Below are 12,737 nucleotides of genomic sequence, written 5' to 3' on the forward strand. Positions count from 1 at the left end.
CGCTATGCCTGACCATCCGCTACACCCCGCCCACGCTCCCAGAGGCGCGGCGCCGAGGCCCGTCGCGATTGGATCTTTCTACACCTGTCCGATGCACCCGCAGGTGCGCCAGGTCGGTCCCGGCGCCTGTCCGCTTTGCGGCATGGCCCTTGAGCCCGAAACCCCCACGCTGGACGCGGCGCCCAATGCCGAGCTGGGCGAGATGACCCGTCGCTTCTGGTTCGGGCTGGTGCTGACGGCGCCGGTCTTCGTGCTGGACATGGGCGCGCACCTGTTCGGCTTCATGCCGCCTTGGGGTGACCACGCCAACGCCTTTATCCAGCTGGCCCTGGCCTCGCCGGTGGTGCTGTGGGCGGGCTGGCCGTTCTTCCAGCGCGGCTGGGCGTCGATCCTGGCGCGCAGCCTCAACATGTTCACCCTTATCGCCCTGGGGACCGGGTCTGCCTATCTCTATTCGCTGGTTGCGACCCTGGCGCCGGATCTGCTGCCCGCCAGCTTCAAGGGCCATCATGGACAGGCTCCGGTCTATTTCGAGGCCGCGGCGGTGATTACCGTCCTGGTGCTGCTGGGCCAGGTGCTGGAATTGCGGGCCCGCGAGCGCACCGGGGGCGCCATCCGCGCCCTGCTGGATCTGGCTCCGCGCACGGCCCGGCGCATCGGCGCCGATGGCCAGGACGCCGAGGTCGGCATCGACGCCATTCTGGTGGGCGACCGGCTGCGGGTCAGGCCGGGCGAGAAGATCCCCGTCGACGGCGTGGTGCTGGAGGGGCGCGGCCATGTCGACGAGGCCATGGTGACCGGCGAGTCGATGCCGGTGCTCAAGGCGCCGGGTTCTCTGCTGGTCGGCGGGGCAATCAACAAGAGCGGGGGCTTTGTCATGCAGGCCCAGCGGGTCGGGGCCGATACCCTGCTGTCGCGGATCGTGGCCATGGTCGCCCAGGCCCAGCGGTCGCAGGCGCCGATCCAGCGGCTGGCCGACCGGGTCGCGGCCTGGTTCGTACCCATCGTGCTCGCCGCCGCCGTCCTGGCCTTCGCGGCCTGGGCGCTGGTCGGCCCCGAGCCGCGCTTGGCCAACGCCCTGGTCGCGGCCGTGGGCGTGCTGATCATCGCCTGCCCCTGCGCCCTGGGACTGGCCACGCCGATGTCGATCATGGTCGGCGTCGGGCGCGGCGCCCAGGCGGGCATCCTGCTGAAGGACGCCCAGGCGCTGGAGCGGCTGGAGCGCATCGATGTGCTGGTGGTCGACAAGACCGGCACACTTACCGAAGGCCGACCCGTGCTCAGCGCCATCCAGACCTCCGGACTGGATGAGGACGAGCTCCTGCGCTTGGCCGCCAGCCTGGAACGCGGCAGCGAGCATCCGCTGGGCAAGGCCATCGTCGAGGCCGCCGAGGCGCGCAAGCTTTCCCTGGCCGAGGTCGCCGGGTTCGACTCGCCCGTGGGGCGCGGCGTGACCGGTCTGGTCGAGGGCCGCCGCGTCGCGATCGGGGCCGAGCCCTATATGGCCGATCTGACGATCGCGGTCGGCGATCTGGCCAAGCGCGCCGAGGCGCTGAGAGGCGAGGGGGCGACGGTCGTTTTCGTGGCCCTGGACGGTGCGGCCGCTGGGCTGTTGGCGATCAAGGATCCCATCCGCCCGTCCAGCCGGGCGGCGATCAAGGCGCTGAAGGACCAGGGCGTTCGCGTGCTGATGATGACCGGCGACAATCAGGTCACCGCCATGGCCGTGGCTCGCGCTCTGGGCATCGATGAGGTGGAGGCCGGGGTGCTGCCGGACCGCAAGGCCCACGTCGTCGAACGGCTTAGGGCCGAGGGCGCCTCGGTGGCCATGGCGGGGGATGGCGTCAATGACGCTCCGGCCCTGGCTGCGGCCGATGTCGGCATCGCCATGGGCGGCGGCGCCGATGTGGCGATGGAGGCGGCCGGCGTTACCCTGCTGAACGGCGACCTGATGGGCGTGGTCCGGGCGCGCTCGCTGTCGCGGGCGGTGATGCGCAACATCCGCCAGAACCTGGCCTTCGCCTTCGCCTACAACGCCGCCGGCGTGCCGATCGCGGCAGGGGTGCTGTATCCAGCCTTCGGCCTGACCCTGACGCCGCAGCTGGCGGCCCTGGCAATGGCGCTCAGTTCGGTCAGCGTGATCGGCAATGCGCTGCGACTGAGGGCCTGGAAGGCCTGAGCCCCAACGAAAAACGCCGGGCGGAGAACCGCCCGGCGCCTCGTGGTCTCTGGACGCTGTATGGCTATTTCGGCTTAGTCATGCCGCCGCCGACGGGCGTGGTCGGCTTGTCACGCTTCACGCCGGCCTTCTTGCCGGGCTTCATGAACTTGACCAGCACGCGCTGGCCGACCAGCAGGGGGGCGCCGTCGGCGCTGACCACCACCTCAACCACGCGCTCGTCGCTGCGCTGGCTGGGATCGTCGGAGGCCAGCTTGCGGGCCCCGAAGACGGCGGCGCGGCGCAGGACCTTGCCGATATAGACCTTGTCGGGATCGCCTTCGGGCTGGATTTCGACTTCCTGACCATTGGCGACATTGGGGATGTCGGCCTCGACGATCTCGGCGCGGACGATGCGCTGGGTGTCGGGCTCGAGGTCGAACATGTTGGACACGTTCAGGGTCGAGGCGCCGGCGCCGGGATTGGCGTAGCGGCGGGCGATGCGGCCGTTCATCGGCGCGCGGATCACCGTCAGTTCAAGATTGTACTGGGCCTCGTTCTTGCGGGCGAGGGCGGTGGCGACCTGGGCCTGCTGGGCGCCCAGGTTGGCGCGCGCGTTGGCGATGGCGTCTGACGCCGCATCGACGCGCGTGCCGGCCACGAAGTTGCTGGCGCTCAGCTTGCTGAGACGCGCATGCTCGCGTTGGGCCGTGGTCAACTGGACGCGGGTGGCGTTCATCATGGCGCGAGCCTGGGCCACTTCAGCGCTGGCGCGTTCGACCGTGAGGCGGCCCTCGTCGCTCTGCTGGCGGGCCAGGATCTGGTCTTTCACGACCACGTCGCCTTCCTGGACATAGACGGCCTCGACCACGCCGCCGCGACGGGCGGCGACCTGGATAATGCCGCCTTCGACGTCAGCCTTGCCGTTGGCGATGGCCGCGTAGGGGGAGGGTTCCTCCATCTTGGCGGCGGCTTCGAGCGCCTTCTTTTTCTCGGCCGCCTGGCCTTGCATGTAGAAAAACCCGCCGCCGCCAGCGGCGAGCACGACGATAACGATCCAGAACATCGGGCGGCGCAAAAAGCCGAACATATCAGTTTCCCCCAGAAATCAGTGGCTGAGCGGACCGGGATTGGCGTCGGGCGTTCTACGCACGTCGTCCAGGATCCGGCCGTCTTCTATGTGGATGACGCGGTCGGCATAGGCCTCCAACCGCGGGTCGTGGGTGACGCAGATCACCGCCGCGCCACGCTCGGTGGCGGCGGCGCGCAGCAGCTTGATGACGATTTCACCGCTCTTGCCGTCGAGGGCCGAGGTCGGCTCGTCGGCGAAGATCAGGTTCGGGTTCTTGGCCAGGGCGCGAGCGATGGCCACACGCTGCTTCTCGCCGCCCGACAGTTCTGAAGGCCGCTGATTGACGCGCGGGCCCAGACCCACCGACTCCAGCGCCGCCTGGGCGCGGCGCGAGGCCTCGCCGGGACCCACGTTCTGATACTTCAGGACGGTCATCACCTGCTGCTTGGCGGTGAGAGCCGGGAACAGGTTGAAGCCCTGGAAGATGAAACCGCAGTGGTCGAGGCGGAACTTGTCGATCTTGCCGGCCGACAGCGACCACAGGTCATTGGCCTCCAGCGCGGTGACCTTGCCCTCGTCGGGCTTGAGCAGCCCCGATAGCGCCGCCACCAGGGTCGACTTGCCCGAGCCCGAGGGGCCCATGACCATGGTCACGTCGCCGTGCCGGGCGTCGAAGTCCACGCCCTTGAGCACCTCGACGAAGGTGCGGCCGGTCTTGAAGCGCTTGACGATACCCTGGGCCGAGAGGGCGCTCTGGCCGCGCAGGTGGCTGTGATCGTTGCTCATCGCAGCAGGTCCGCGGGTTGGCTGTTCTTCAGGATGCCCAGCGACAGAAAGCCGGAGAGCATGGCGATGATCACGAGGAAGACCGCGACGATGATGATCAGGCTGGGCGGGAAGAACATCGGCACGCCGCCGGCGGCGGCCAGCAGGGTGACCAGCCAGGTCAGCAGGCCCGCCGCGCCGACCCCGACGATACCGACCCAGAAGGACAGCTCCATGACGATGTTGCGCAGGTCGCCCATCGACACGCCCAAGGCGCGCAGCGAGGCGAACTCCTTGATATTGGCCATGATCGCGCCGCGCAGGGTCTGCCAGGTGATGGCGACGCCGATCAGCAGGCCCAGGAACGCCGAGAAGCCCAGCATGATGCCGATAATCTGGTCATCCAGCATGGCGCTGGAATTGGCGTCGGCCAGTTCCTGACGGGTCCAGGCGCGGAACTTGCCGTCGCCTTTTTTGTTCAGCTGGGCGGCGACGATCTCGGCGCGGGCCGGATCGCGAATTTGAACCATCAGGGGTGCGACGCGCGGGCCGGTATCGGCCTCGCCCAGCATCCGCAGGGTGTCGCGTGACATCACCAGGGTGGGCTGGATGATGTTGGGATAACCGGTGGTGACCACGGCGATCGTAATCGTCTTGCCGTTATAGATCGCCTTGTCGCCCTTCTTGACGCCTAGGCGCTTCAGCGCGGTCTGGTCGACGGCCACGGCATAGGGCTGGCGCAGGGCCTCGACCATCGCCTGGGTGTAGTCGGTCGGCACGGTGACATAGCCCGGAATGGCGTCGATCACGGTGACGTTGACGAACTCGGTCTTGCGACCGCCGCCTTCGCCGCCGGCCGGCTTGCCGCCCTTGGCGGCGGCCTTGGTGCGGGCGTCAATCTTGGCCTGCTCTTCGGGGCTCAGGATGTTCTGGAAGCGGCCGCCGGAGCCGTCGAGCGGCGCGACCTGGGTCACTTCGGGGTGGCTGTAGACCAGCGGGATCATGCGGCGCGGCAGGCCCGAGGGACCGCCGAACAGCGCCTTGGCGCCGGGGCCCAGCACCATGATGTCGGCGCGCGCCCGGTCGATCTGGGCGGTGAAGCCCTTGCCGATGCCGACGAACATGCCGACCTGGGCCAGCACCAGAAGACCCGAGAACGCCAAGGCGACCACGGCCGCCATGTATCGACGCCACTCGTAAAGCAAGGTGGCCAAGGCCAGCGACATGCGAAAAATGCTCCCCCAATCAAGGGTTGCAGCAATGACCGGCGTTCCTCCAGCGGCCAAGTTAAATCGGGGTAAGGCAATTTGTGCAGCGTCTCGTTGCGACGCGGATAGGCGGCGCAAGGCCTGAATCCGGTCAGCTTCCGGGGCCCCGCCGCCGGCTCTTTGGTCGTCGCGGCTACGAGAATCCTGCCGTTGGAAGCGCCTTGCTCACAAGGCCCGCACCGCGCAGGGGCTGGCGAGTTTGGCGGTAAGCGCCGCCTTACAACGCGGCACAACGGCGTTCCTTCGGCGGGCAGCGCGCAAGCCGCTTGCCTAGAAGTGTAAACTTGGTGTCAATCTCGGCCCTTGGCTGACGTCGCGGGGGTGTCGCCTAGTTCAAAGGTTCTTCTGTCTTGATGTTTCGTCCCGAGAACGTTCAAGCCCTCGCGGGTCTGGCGCTCACCCTCGCCCTTTGCTGGCTGGTCTCCGAGAATCGCAAGCGCTTCCCCTGGGTGCTGGCCATCGGCGCCATCGTCGTCCAGGTCGGCCTCGTGCTGCTGCTGTTCGGACTGCCCCAGGCCCAGACGCTGCTGCGCGGCGTCAATGGCGCGGTTGAGGGCCTGTCGGCCTCGACCCAGGCCGGCACCATGTTCATCTTCGGCTTCCTGGCGGGCGGCGATCAGCCCTATCCGGTCAGTAATCCGGGCCTGGGCTTCATCTTCGCCTTCCGCGTCCTGCCGGTGATCCTGGTGGTCTGCGCCCTGTCGGCGCTGCTGTGGCACTGGAAGATCCTCAAATGGGCGGCGCAGGGCTTTGGCTTTGTGTTTCAAAAGACCCTGGGCCTGCGCGGCCCGCCGGCCCTGGCCACCGCCGCCACCATCTTCATGGGCCAGATCGAGGGCCCGATCTTCATCCGCGCCTATCTCGACAAGCTGTCGCGATCTGAACTGTTCATGCTGATCGCGGTCGGCATGGCCTGCGTCAGCGGCTCGACCATGGTGGCCTATGTCACCATCCTGGCCGATGTCCTGCCCAACGCCGCCGCCCACGTGCTGACCGCCTCGATCATCTCGGCCCCGGCCGGCGTATTGCTGGCCCGGATCATCGTGCCGGCCGATCCGATGGAAAAGGTCTCCAGCCTGGACCTCAACATCGACGACAAGACCTATGGCAGCTCGATCGACGCCGTCATGAAGGGCACGACCGACGGCCTGCAGATCGCCCTCAACATCGGCGCCACCCTGATCGTCTTCGTGGCCCTGGCCACCATGGTCGACAAGGGTCTGGCCGCCTTGCCCGAGGTCGGCGGCCAGCCGCTGAGCATCGCGCGTGGCCTGGGCGTGGTCTTCGCGCCCCTGGCCTGGTCGATGGGCATCCCCTGGAAGGAAGCCGGCACCGCCGGCGGCCTGCTGGGCGTCAAGCTGATCCTCACCGAGTTCACGGCCTTCATCCAGATGTCCCAGACGGGCGCCGCCCTGCTGGACGAGCGCACCCGGATGATCATGACCTACGCCCTGTGCGGCTTTGCCAATATCGGCTCGGTCGGCATGAACGTGGCCGGCTTCAGCGTGCTGGTGCCCGAGCGCCGGCAAGAGGTGCTGGGCCTGGTCTGGAAGGCGATGATGGCCGGATTCCTGGCCACCTGCCTGACCGGCTCGCTGATCGGCCTGATGCCGCGCGAGCTGTTCGGGCTGTAGGGCTTTCCTTCCCTTGGGAAACACGATCATCCTCCCGGTCAAAAGCCGGGAGGATTTTCGTATGAAACTCTATGACAGCCGCCGCGCCCCCAATCCTCGCCGGGTCCGCTGGTTCATGGCCGAGAAGGGCATCGAGGACGTCGAGATCGTCGACATCGACATCTTCGGCGGTCAGCATCGATCGCCCGACTATCTCGCCAAGGCCGGTCTGCCCAATGTGCCGGCCCTGGAGATCGACGAGGCCACCACCATCACCGAGTCGGTGGCGATCTGCCGCTATCTGGAAAGCGTCTATCCCGAGCCGAACCTGTTCGGGCGCGACGCCCGCGAGATCGCCGTCATCGAGATGTGGACTCGCCGCTCGGAGATGCTGCTGTCGACGCCGCTGATGATGGCCGTGCGGCATGGCCATCCCGCTCTGGCCGCCATCGAGACCCAGGTGCCTGAAATCGCCGAGACCAACCGCAAGGCGGCCGAGCGCGCCCTGAAGGTGTTCGACCGCCGGCTTGGCGAGAGCGAATTCATCGCCGCCGATCGGGTGACCATCGCCGACATCCTGGCCGTCACGGGGATCGATTTTGCCCGGATGGTCAAGTTTCGGCCGGATGCGGAGCTGGAGAATGTTGGGCGCTGGCTGACGGCGATGATGGAGCGCCCGGCAGCCAAGGCGGGGGTCTAGCGATCAAGGTAGATCCTCCCCCTCCGGGGGAGGTGGCCGGAGGCCGGTGGGGGAAGACCGCAAGGACTGCGCCGTTACTGCCCCCTCCGTCGCCTGCGGCGACACCTCCCCCGCTAGGGGGAGGACTTTTCTACCGCGACCGGATCTTCTTGATCACGCCTGAAAAGTTCAACATCGGCGAACTGCCCGTCGAGACCAGCCCGCGCACGAACAGCAGCGAGCCGCCGGCCTTGGTCACTTCGCCGGTCGCCGTGACCAGGTCACCGGGTCGGGCGGGACCCATGAACTCGCCGTTCAGGCTGACCGTGACGGCATGCTGGCCGGCCAGCGCCCGCCACGAGATCGCGAACAGCGAAAAGTCGGCGAAGGTCATCATGCAGCCGCCGTGCATGAAGCCGCCGCCATTCATGTGGCGCGTTTCGGCGAGGAAGGCGGTGGTCACCAGCCCGGCGTCGTCTTCCTTGAAATAGAAGGGGCCGGACTGGTCCTCGAACGGATCCAGACCCGACCAGGTGCGCCAGCCGGCCCACTCGCCGCTCTCGACCAGTCGCGGCCCGCCGGGCGCGTCATTGCCGCCATCCATATGCTCGTCCCCTCAAATCAACCGGCTTGAGCTAGAGCCGTGGCGAAAGACGCGCAAGCCGTCCCTCGCGTAAGGCGGCGATCCGTGGCATGGAGCGGCGCATGACGACCCCGATCCCCATCACTAGTCCTATTCAAGAGACCATCCTTTCCCAGCTGGCAGGCCTGCCGGAGGGAAAGTCCATCGACCCCATGAGCGTCGCCAAGGCGGTTCAGCCCGAGCGCTGGCAGCAGATCCTGGGTCACGTGCGCACCAACGCCATCGAAATGGCCAAGGCCGGGACCATCGTCATCCTGCGCCACAACAAGCCGGTTGATCCCGACAAGTTCCGCGGCGTCTATCGCCTGCGCACCCGTCTGCCGGGCGATCCGACCAGCTTCGAAACCGTCGCTCCGGATGACGACGCCGACGACGATATCTAGGCGCCTCCCCAGGCCTGGCTGATCCAAGCCTCGACCTGCGCGTCGACGTCTTCGGGCGAGGCCAGCCGCACGCGATGGCTGACCATGGCGTTGAACGAGCCGGACGCCTCCAGCCTGCCCACCGGCTCGACACCCTTGAGGTTCAAACCCAGGTCCAGCCGGTCCTTGGTCGAGGGTTGCGCCAAGCCGAACTGCTTGGTGCGCCGGAAGCTGACATAGCCCTTTTTGGGCGCGAAGCTTGCGCCCTCAAGTCCCCCGATAATCGCCGCCACCCTGTCATAAACCGGGCGCATCGCGGCCTTGGGTCCGGCGAACATGGCCTCCACCAGGGCTTCGTCGTCGCTGGAACCGGCGTCAGAGGCGAAGGTCTTGTGGGCGACCAAGTTGGCGTAGCCGTGGCCCAGGCCGTGCTCGGCCTTCAGCCAGTCGACGACGGCTTTGTGCTTTTCGTGGCCGCCGGCCCGCACGGCCCCGATCCAGGCGTCCAGCGTCCTGCCGGTTTTGGCCTCCAGATTGGCGATCATGTTGGCGATTTCGGCCTGAGGGTCCGCCACGTCCGATCTCCCCGCTGCTTGGCGAAATGAACCGCCAACGCGGCGTCGGCGTCAAGTCGGCGCAACTGGGTCTTGAAACGAAACTTAATCGATGAACTATGAGCTCCAACAATAGGGGAGTTCACCGATGCTGATTCACGGCTCGTCGCTGTCGCCGTTCGTGCGCAAGACCATGGCCTTCGCCACAGAGAAGGGCCTGACCTTCGAAAACAAGGTCGCCCGGCCCGGTTCGCCTGATCCGGAGTTTCTGGAGATCAGCCCGTTCAAGAAGATCCCGGGCTTTCAGGACGGTGATTTCAAGATCTCCGACTCCAGCGCCATCGTCACCTATCTGGAGGCGGCCTATCCCGAGCCCAACCTGATCCCGCTTGAGCCCAAGGCCCGTGCCCGGACGATCTGGTTCGAGGAGTTCGCCGACAGCATCTTTGTCGGGGCCGCAGGCAAGATCTTCTTCAACCTGGTCGTTGGCCCTCGGTTCATGGGCGTGGAAAGCGACATGGCGGCCGTTGAAAAGGCCACCCGGGAAGAGATGCCCCCGGTGCTCGATTATCTGGAGAAGATTGCTCCCGAGAGCGGTTTCCTGATCGAGGACCGCCTGACCCTGGCCGACATCGCGGTCGCCAGCCCCTTCGCCAACCTCATGCATGCGGGCTTTGACTTCGCCAAGTGGCCCAAGGCCAAGGCCTGGGCCGACAGCGTTCTGGCCCGGCCGTCGTTCGAAACGGTGATTGCCAAGGAGCGGGGCTTCCTGGGCGGCTGATGTCGCCCCTCTCTTCACCCAGGGGGCGCGGCGACGTTTGGATAAACGCCGCCGCGCCCTAGAGTGTCCCGATGCTAGACACGGTGCTCGCCGACATCGCCGCCTGCCGGGCCTGCGCGCCCTACTTGCCGCACACGCCCCGGCCCGTGGTGTGGGTGCGCCCCGAGACGCGCATCCTGATCTGTGGCCAGGCGCCGGGACGCCTCGTCCACGAGACCGGCCTGCCGTTCAACGATCCGTCCGGCGTCCGGCTGCGTCAGTGGATGGGGATTGATCGCGAGACCTTCTATGCCCGGCCCGAGATCGGTGTCGCGGCCATGGCCTTCTGTTTTCCGGGGACCAACCCCAAGGGCGGCGACTATCCGCCGCCGCCGCGCTGTGCGGCGCTGTGGCGGCCGCAGTTGCTGGAGCGGCTGCCCAATGTCGAACTGACCCTGCTGGTCGGCAGCTACTCCCAGGCCTGGGCGCTGGGCGACCGCGTGGGCAAGACCATGACCGACACCGTCGCGGCCTGGCGCAGCTTTGGCTCCAATGTGCTGCCGATGCCGCATCCGTCGTGGCGCAACACCGCCTGGCTCAAGCGCAATCCGTGGTTCGAGGCGGAGGTTGCGCCCTATCTTCGCCAGCGTGTGGCGAGCATTCTGGAGGCATGAACCGCCGAAGTCTGATCCTCACTGCGTCCGCCGCCGCCCTGAGCGGCTGCGCGCCCCTGACCCAGAGGCTGGACCTGGGGCCGCTGGGCTTTCGCGGGCCGCGCTTCGAGGGCGACGATTTCGTCAGTTTCGACGGTGCGCGGCTGGGCCTGAGGACCTGGCTTCCGATGGGCGAGCCTGAATGGGTGATCGTCGGCCTGCACGGCATGAACGACTATTCCTACGCCTATCACCTGGCCGCCGACGGGTGGGCCGGGCAGGGGATTGCCACCTATGCCTTCGACGTGCGCGGCTTTGGTCGCTCGCCCGAGCGCGGCGTCTGGGCGCCGGTCGGCGTGGTCATCGAGGATGTTCGGACCTGCGTGGCCCTGGTCCGCGAGCGGCATCCGGGTGCCAAGATCGCCCTGGCCGGGATCAGCATGGGCGGGGCGCTGGCCATCACCGCCATGACCGATCCCGATCCGCCCGTCGTGGATCGCCTGCTGCTGTTTGCCCCCGCCGTCTGGGGCTGGTCCGAGCAGCCCCTGCCCAATCGCGCCAGCCTGTGGGTCACCGCCCATATGGTCGGCGGTTGGGTGGTCGAGCCGCCGGACTGGCTGGTGCGCAAGGTGATGCCCAGCGACAATCTCGACGAGCTGCGGCGCATGGGCAAAGACCCGCTGATGATCTGGGGCGCGCGGTCCGACACCGTCTATGGCCTGGTCGGCCTGATGGAGAAGGCCTGGCGCTCGACCGACAGGATCACGGTCCCGACCGCCTGGTTCTATGGGGTCAATGACAAGATCATCCCGAAAGAACCGACGGTCGAAGCCGCCGCCAAGCTGAAGCTCACGGACCGCACCGCCTGCTATGCCAAGGGCTGGCACCTGCTGCTGGTCGACCAGCAGGCCCCGACCGTCTGGCGCGATGCGGTCAGCTTCCTGAAAGATCCCGCTGCGCCCTGGCCCTCGGGCGCGCCGCCGATCCCGGACAGCGTCAAGGTCATGGAGGCCATGGCGCCCAAGCCCCTCAAGGGCGCCGCCAAGTCTTCGGGCAAGTCTTCGGGGTTGTGACGGCGCGCCGGGGAGCGTACACCCCGGCGCATTCTTCTGTCTGAGGCGAGACCTGCGGCATGACCTTGTTCGATTCCCCCGATTTCGAGGGACATGAAGGCGTCCACGCCTTCTTCGACGAAAAAACCGGTCTGAAGTCTATCATCGCCATACATTCCACCGCCCGGGGCCCCGCCGCCGGCGGCTGCCGGATGTGGGACTACACCAGCAGCCAGGCCGCCCTGACCGACGCCCTGCGCCTGTCGCGCGGCATGTCGTACAAGAACGCCATGGCCGACCTCGACTTCGGCGGCGGCAAGGCCGTGATCATCGGTGACAGCCGCAGCCAGAAGACGCCGGCCCTGTTCGAGGCCTTCGGCCGCGCGGTCGACAGCCTGAACGGCAAATACTGGACCGCCGAGGATGTCGGCGTCTCGCCGTCCGATCTGGAAAGCACCCGCAAGACCACCCGCTATGTCGCTGGCCTGGAAGGCCATGCGGCCGCCTCTGGCGACCCGTCGCCGGTCACCGCCGAAGGCGTGTTCCGCGGCGTGCGGCTCTGCGTCGAGAAGGCTTTGCAGCGCGACCTGACGGGCGTGCGCGTCGCGATCCAGGGCGTCGGTCATGTCGGCGCCTATCTGGCCGAAAAGCTGCACACGGCCGGCGCGGTCCTGATCATCGCCGACGTCAACCAGACGGCCCTGCAAGAGGTGGCCGCTAAGACCGGCGCGACCATCGTGCCGACCGACGCCATCTTTGATGTGGAGGCTGACGTCTTCGCCCCTTGCGCCTTGGGCGGCGCGATCTCGGCCGCGACCCTGCCGCGCCTGAAGGTCAAGGTGATCGCCGGCGGCGCCAACAACCAGCTGGCCGACGCCATGATCGGCCAGACGGTGTTTGATCGCGGCATCCTCTACGCCCCCGACTATGTCATCAATGGCGGCGGCATCATCAATGTGGCCGCAGAGATCCGCGCCCTCGAGGCTAAGGGGTCGTTCGACGGCCAGTGGGTGGCGACCAAGCTGGACCGCCTGGCCCAGACCCTGGGCGAAGTCATTGACCAGTCGATCGCCGAAAAGCGCCCCGCCAACCTGGTGGCCGACGAGATCGCCCGGGCCCGCATCGCAGCGGCGCGGGCCTAGCTTTTTCGCCGCGTCG

General features: G+C 67.3%; 13 protein-coding genes. 8 read left to right on the forward strand and 5 right to left on the reverse strand.

From position 1 onward, the window contains the following. Nucleotides 1-4: 4 nt before the first annotated feature. The gene (locus ACN2C8_RS05465; protein ID WP_419254819.1) at nt 5-2,179 is read left to right on the forward strand and encodes a copper-transporting P-type ATPase; all 2,175 of its coding nucleotides are present in this window, start codon (nt 5-7) and stop codon (nt 2,177-2,179) included. 64 nt (nt 2,180-2,243) lie between these two features. Here the strand turns inward: ACN2C8_RS05465 and ACN2C8_RS05470 are convergent, their stop codons facing one another. From ACN2C8_RS05470 to ACN2C8_RS05480, 3 genes are read right to left on the reverse strand one after another with little or no spacing between them, the layout of a single operon-like run. Beyond that, nucleotides 2,244-3,248 carry an HlyD family secretion protein gene (locus tag ACN2C8_RS05470; RefSeq protein WP_419254820.1) on the reverse strand — a complete coding sequence of 335 codons (1,005 nt, stop codon included), beginning with the start codon at nt 3,246-3,248 and terminating at the stop codon, nt 2,244-2,246. 18 nt (nt 3,249-3,266) lie between these two features. After that, nucleotides 3,267-4,016: an ABC transporter ATP-binding protein gene (locus ACN2C8_RS05475; RefSeq protein ID WP_419254821.1), complete on the reverse strand. Its 750-nt coding sequence runs from the start codon at nt 4,014-4,016 to the stop codon at nt 3,267-3,269. Continuing rightward, nucleotides 4,013-5,221: an ABC transporter permease gene (locus ACN2C8_RS05480; protein WP_419254822.1), complete on the reverse strand. Its 1,209-nt coding sequence runs from the start codon at nt 5,219-5,221 to the stop codon at nt 4,013-4,015. Before ACN2C8_RS05480 ends, ACN2C8_RS05475 begins: the two co-directional genes overlap by 4 nt. Before the next feature lie 395 nt (nt 5,222-5,616). Here ACN2C8_RS05480 and ACN2C8_RS05485 point away from each other — a divergent pair, with 395 nt between their 5' ends. Both ACN2C8_RS05485 and ACN2C8_RS05490 read left to right on the forward strand, forming a co-directional pair. Next, nucleotides 5,617-6,897: a NupC/NupG family nucleoside CNT transporter gene (locus ACN2C8_RS05485; protein ID WP_419254823.1), complete on the forward strand. Its 1,281-nt coding sequence runs from the start codon at nt 5,617-5,619 to the stop codon at nt 6,895-6,897. A gap of 61 nt (nt 6,898-6,958) precedes the next feature. Then, nucleotides 6,959-7,576 carry a glutathione S-transferase family protein gene (locus ACN2C8_RS05490; RefSeq protein ID WP_419254824.1) on the forward strand — a complete coding sequence of 206 codons (618 nt, stop codon included), beginning with the start codon at nt 6,959-6,961 and terminating at the stop codon, nt 7,574-7,576. Nucleotides 7,577-7,706: 130 nt separating this feature from the next. Here ACN2C8_RS05490 and ACN2C8_RS05495 read toward each other — a convergent pair whose 3' ends face one another. Beyond that, nucleotides 7,707-8,159 (reverse strand): PaaI family thioesterase, encoded by a 453-nt coding sequence (locus tag ACN2C8_RS05495; protein WP_419254825.1) that lies wholly within the window; start codon nt 8,157-8,159, stop codon nt 7,707-7,709. Between the two features lie 119 nt (nt 8,160-8,278). Between ACN2C8_RS05495 and ACN2C8_RS05500 the strand changes: the two genes are divergently transcribed. Further along, nucleotides 8,279-8,581 carry a DUF3253 domain-containing protein gene (locus tag ACN2C8_RS05500; protein WP_419255822.1) on the forward strand — a complete coding sequence of 101 codons (303 nt, stop codon included), beginning with the start codon at nt 8,279-8,281 and terminating at the stop codon, nt 8,579-8,581. Here the strand turns inward: ACN2C8_RS05500 and ACN2C8_RS05505 are convergent. Next, complete coding sequence (locus tag ACN2C8_RS05505) at nt 8,578-9,135, reverse strand: DUF4287 domain-containing protein (protein ID WP_419254826.1); 558 nt, start codon at nt 9,133-9,135, stop codon at nt 8,578-8,580. The genes ACN2C8_RS05500 and ACN2C8_RS05505 overlap by 4 nt on opposite strands. A 127-nt stretch (nt 9,136-9,262) precedes the next feature. Between ACN2C8_RS05505 and ACN2C8_RS05510 the strand changes: the two genes are divergently transcribed. The 4 genes from ACN2C8_RS05510 (at nt 9,263) to ACN2C8_RS05525 (ending at nt 12,721) form a co-directional block, all read left to right on the forward strand. Then, nucleotides 9,263-9,895, forward strand: a complete 633-nt coding sequence (locus ACN2C8_RS05510; RefSeq protein ID WP_419254827.1) for a glutathione S-transferase family protein — start codon at nt 9,263-9,265, stop codon at nt 9,893-9,895. Nucleotides 9,896-9,966: 71 nt separating this feature from the next. Beyond that, nucleotides 9,967-10,548: a uracil-DNA glycosylase family protein gene (locus tag ACN2C8_RS05515; protein ID WP_419254828.1), complete on the forward strand. Its 582-nt coding sequence runs from the start codon at nt 9,967-9,969 to the stop codon at nt 10,546-10,548. Next, nucleotides 10,545-11,600, forward strand: a complete 1,056-nt coding sequence (locus ACN2C8_RS05520) for an alpha/beta hydrolase (protein ID WP_419254829.1) — start codon at nt 10,545-10,547, stop codon at nt 11,598-11,600. The genes ACN2C8_RS05515 and ACN2C8_RS05520 overlap by 4 nt, the downstream gene beginning before the upstream one ends. 59 nt (nt 11,601-11,659) lie before the next feature. Next, entirely contained in the window at nt 11,660-12,721 is a 1,062-nt protein-coding gene (locus ACN2C8_RS05525; protein ID WP_419254830.1) for a Leu/Phe/Val dehydrogenase, read from the forward strand. Nucleotides 12,722-12,737 lie beyond the last annotated feature (16 nt).

The sequence above is a fragment of the Caulobacter sp. ErkDOM-C genome, assembly GCF_048541825.1.
Taxonomy (GTDB): Bacteria; Pseudomonadota; Alphaproteobacteria; order Caulobacterales; family Caulobacteraceae; genus Caulobacter.

Coding starts and splice junctions, on each gene's coding strand:
- ACN2C8_RS05520 (WP_419254829.1), top strand. CDS start 10,545: ATGAACCGCCGAAGTCTGATCCTCACTGCGTCCGCCGCCGCCCTGAGC.
- ACN2C8_RS05515 (WP_419254828.1), top strand. CDS start 9,967: ATGCTAGACACGGTGCTCGCCGACATCGCCGCCTGCCGGGCCTGCGCG.
- ACN2C8_RS05485 (WP_419254823.1), top strand. CDS start 5,617: ATGTTTCGTCCCGAGAACGTTCAAGCCCTCGCGGGTCTGGCGCTCACC.
- ACN2C8_RS05490 (WP_419254824.1), top strand. CDS start 6,959: ATGAAACTCTATGACAGCCGCCGCGCCCCCAATCCTCGCCGGGTCCGC.
- ACN2C8_RS05470 (WP_419254820.1), bottom strand. CDS start 3,248: ATGTTCGGCTTTTTGCGCCGCCCGATGTTCTGGATCGTTATCGTCGTG.
- ACN2C8_RS05495 (WP_419254825.1), bottom strand. CDS start 8,159: ATGGATGGCGGCAATGACGCGCCCGGCGGGCCGCGACTGGTCGAGAGC.
- ACN2C8_RS05525 (WP_419254830.1), top strand. CDS start 11,660: ATGACCTTGTTCGATTCCCCCGATTTCGAGGGACATGAAGGCGTCCAC.
- ACN2C8_RS05480 (WP_419254822.1), bottom strand. CDS start 5,221: ATGTCGCTGGCCTTGGCCACCTTGCTTTACGAGTGGCGTCGATACATG.
- ACN2C8_RS05475 (WP_419254821.1), bottom strand. CDS start 4,016: ATGAGCAACGATCACAGCCACCTGCGCGGCCAGAGCGCCCTCTCGGCC.
- ACN2C8_RS05510 (WP_419254827.1), top strand. CDS start 9,263: ATGCTGATTCACGGCTCGTCGCTGTCGCCGTTCGTGCGCAAGACCATG.
- ACN2C8_RS05465 (WP_419254819.1), top strand. CDS start 5: ATGCCTGACCATCCGCTACACCCCGCCCACGCTCCCAGAGGCGCGGCG.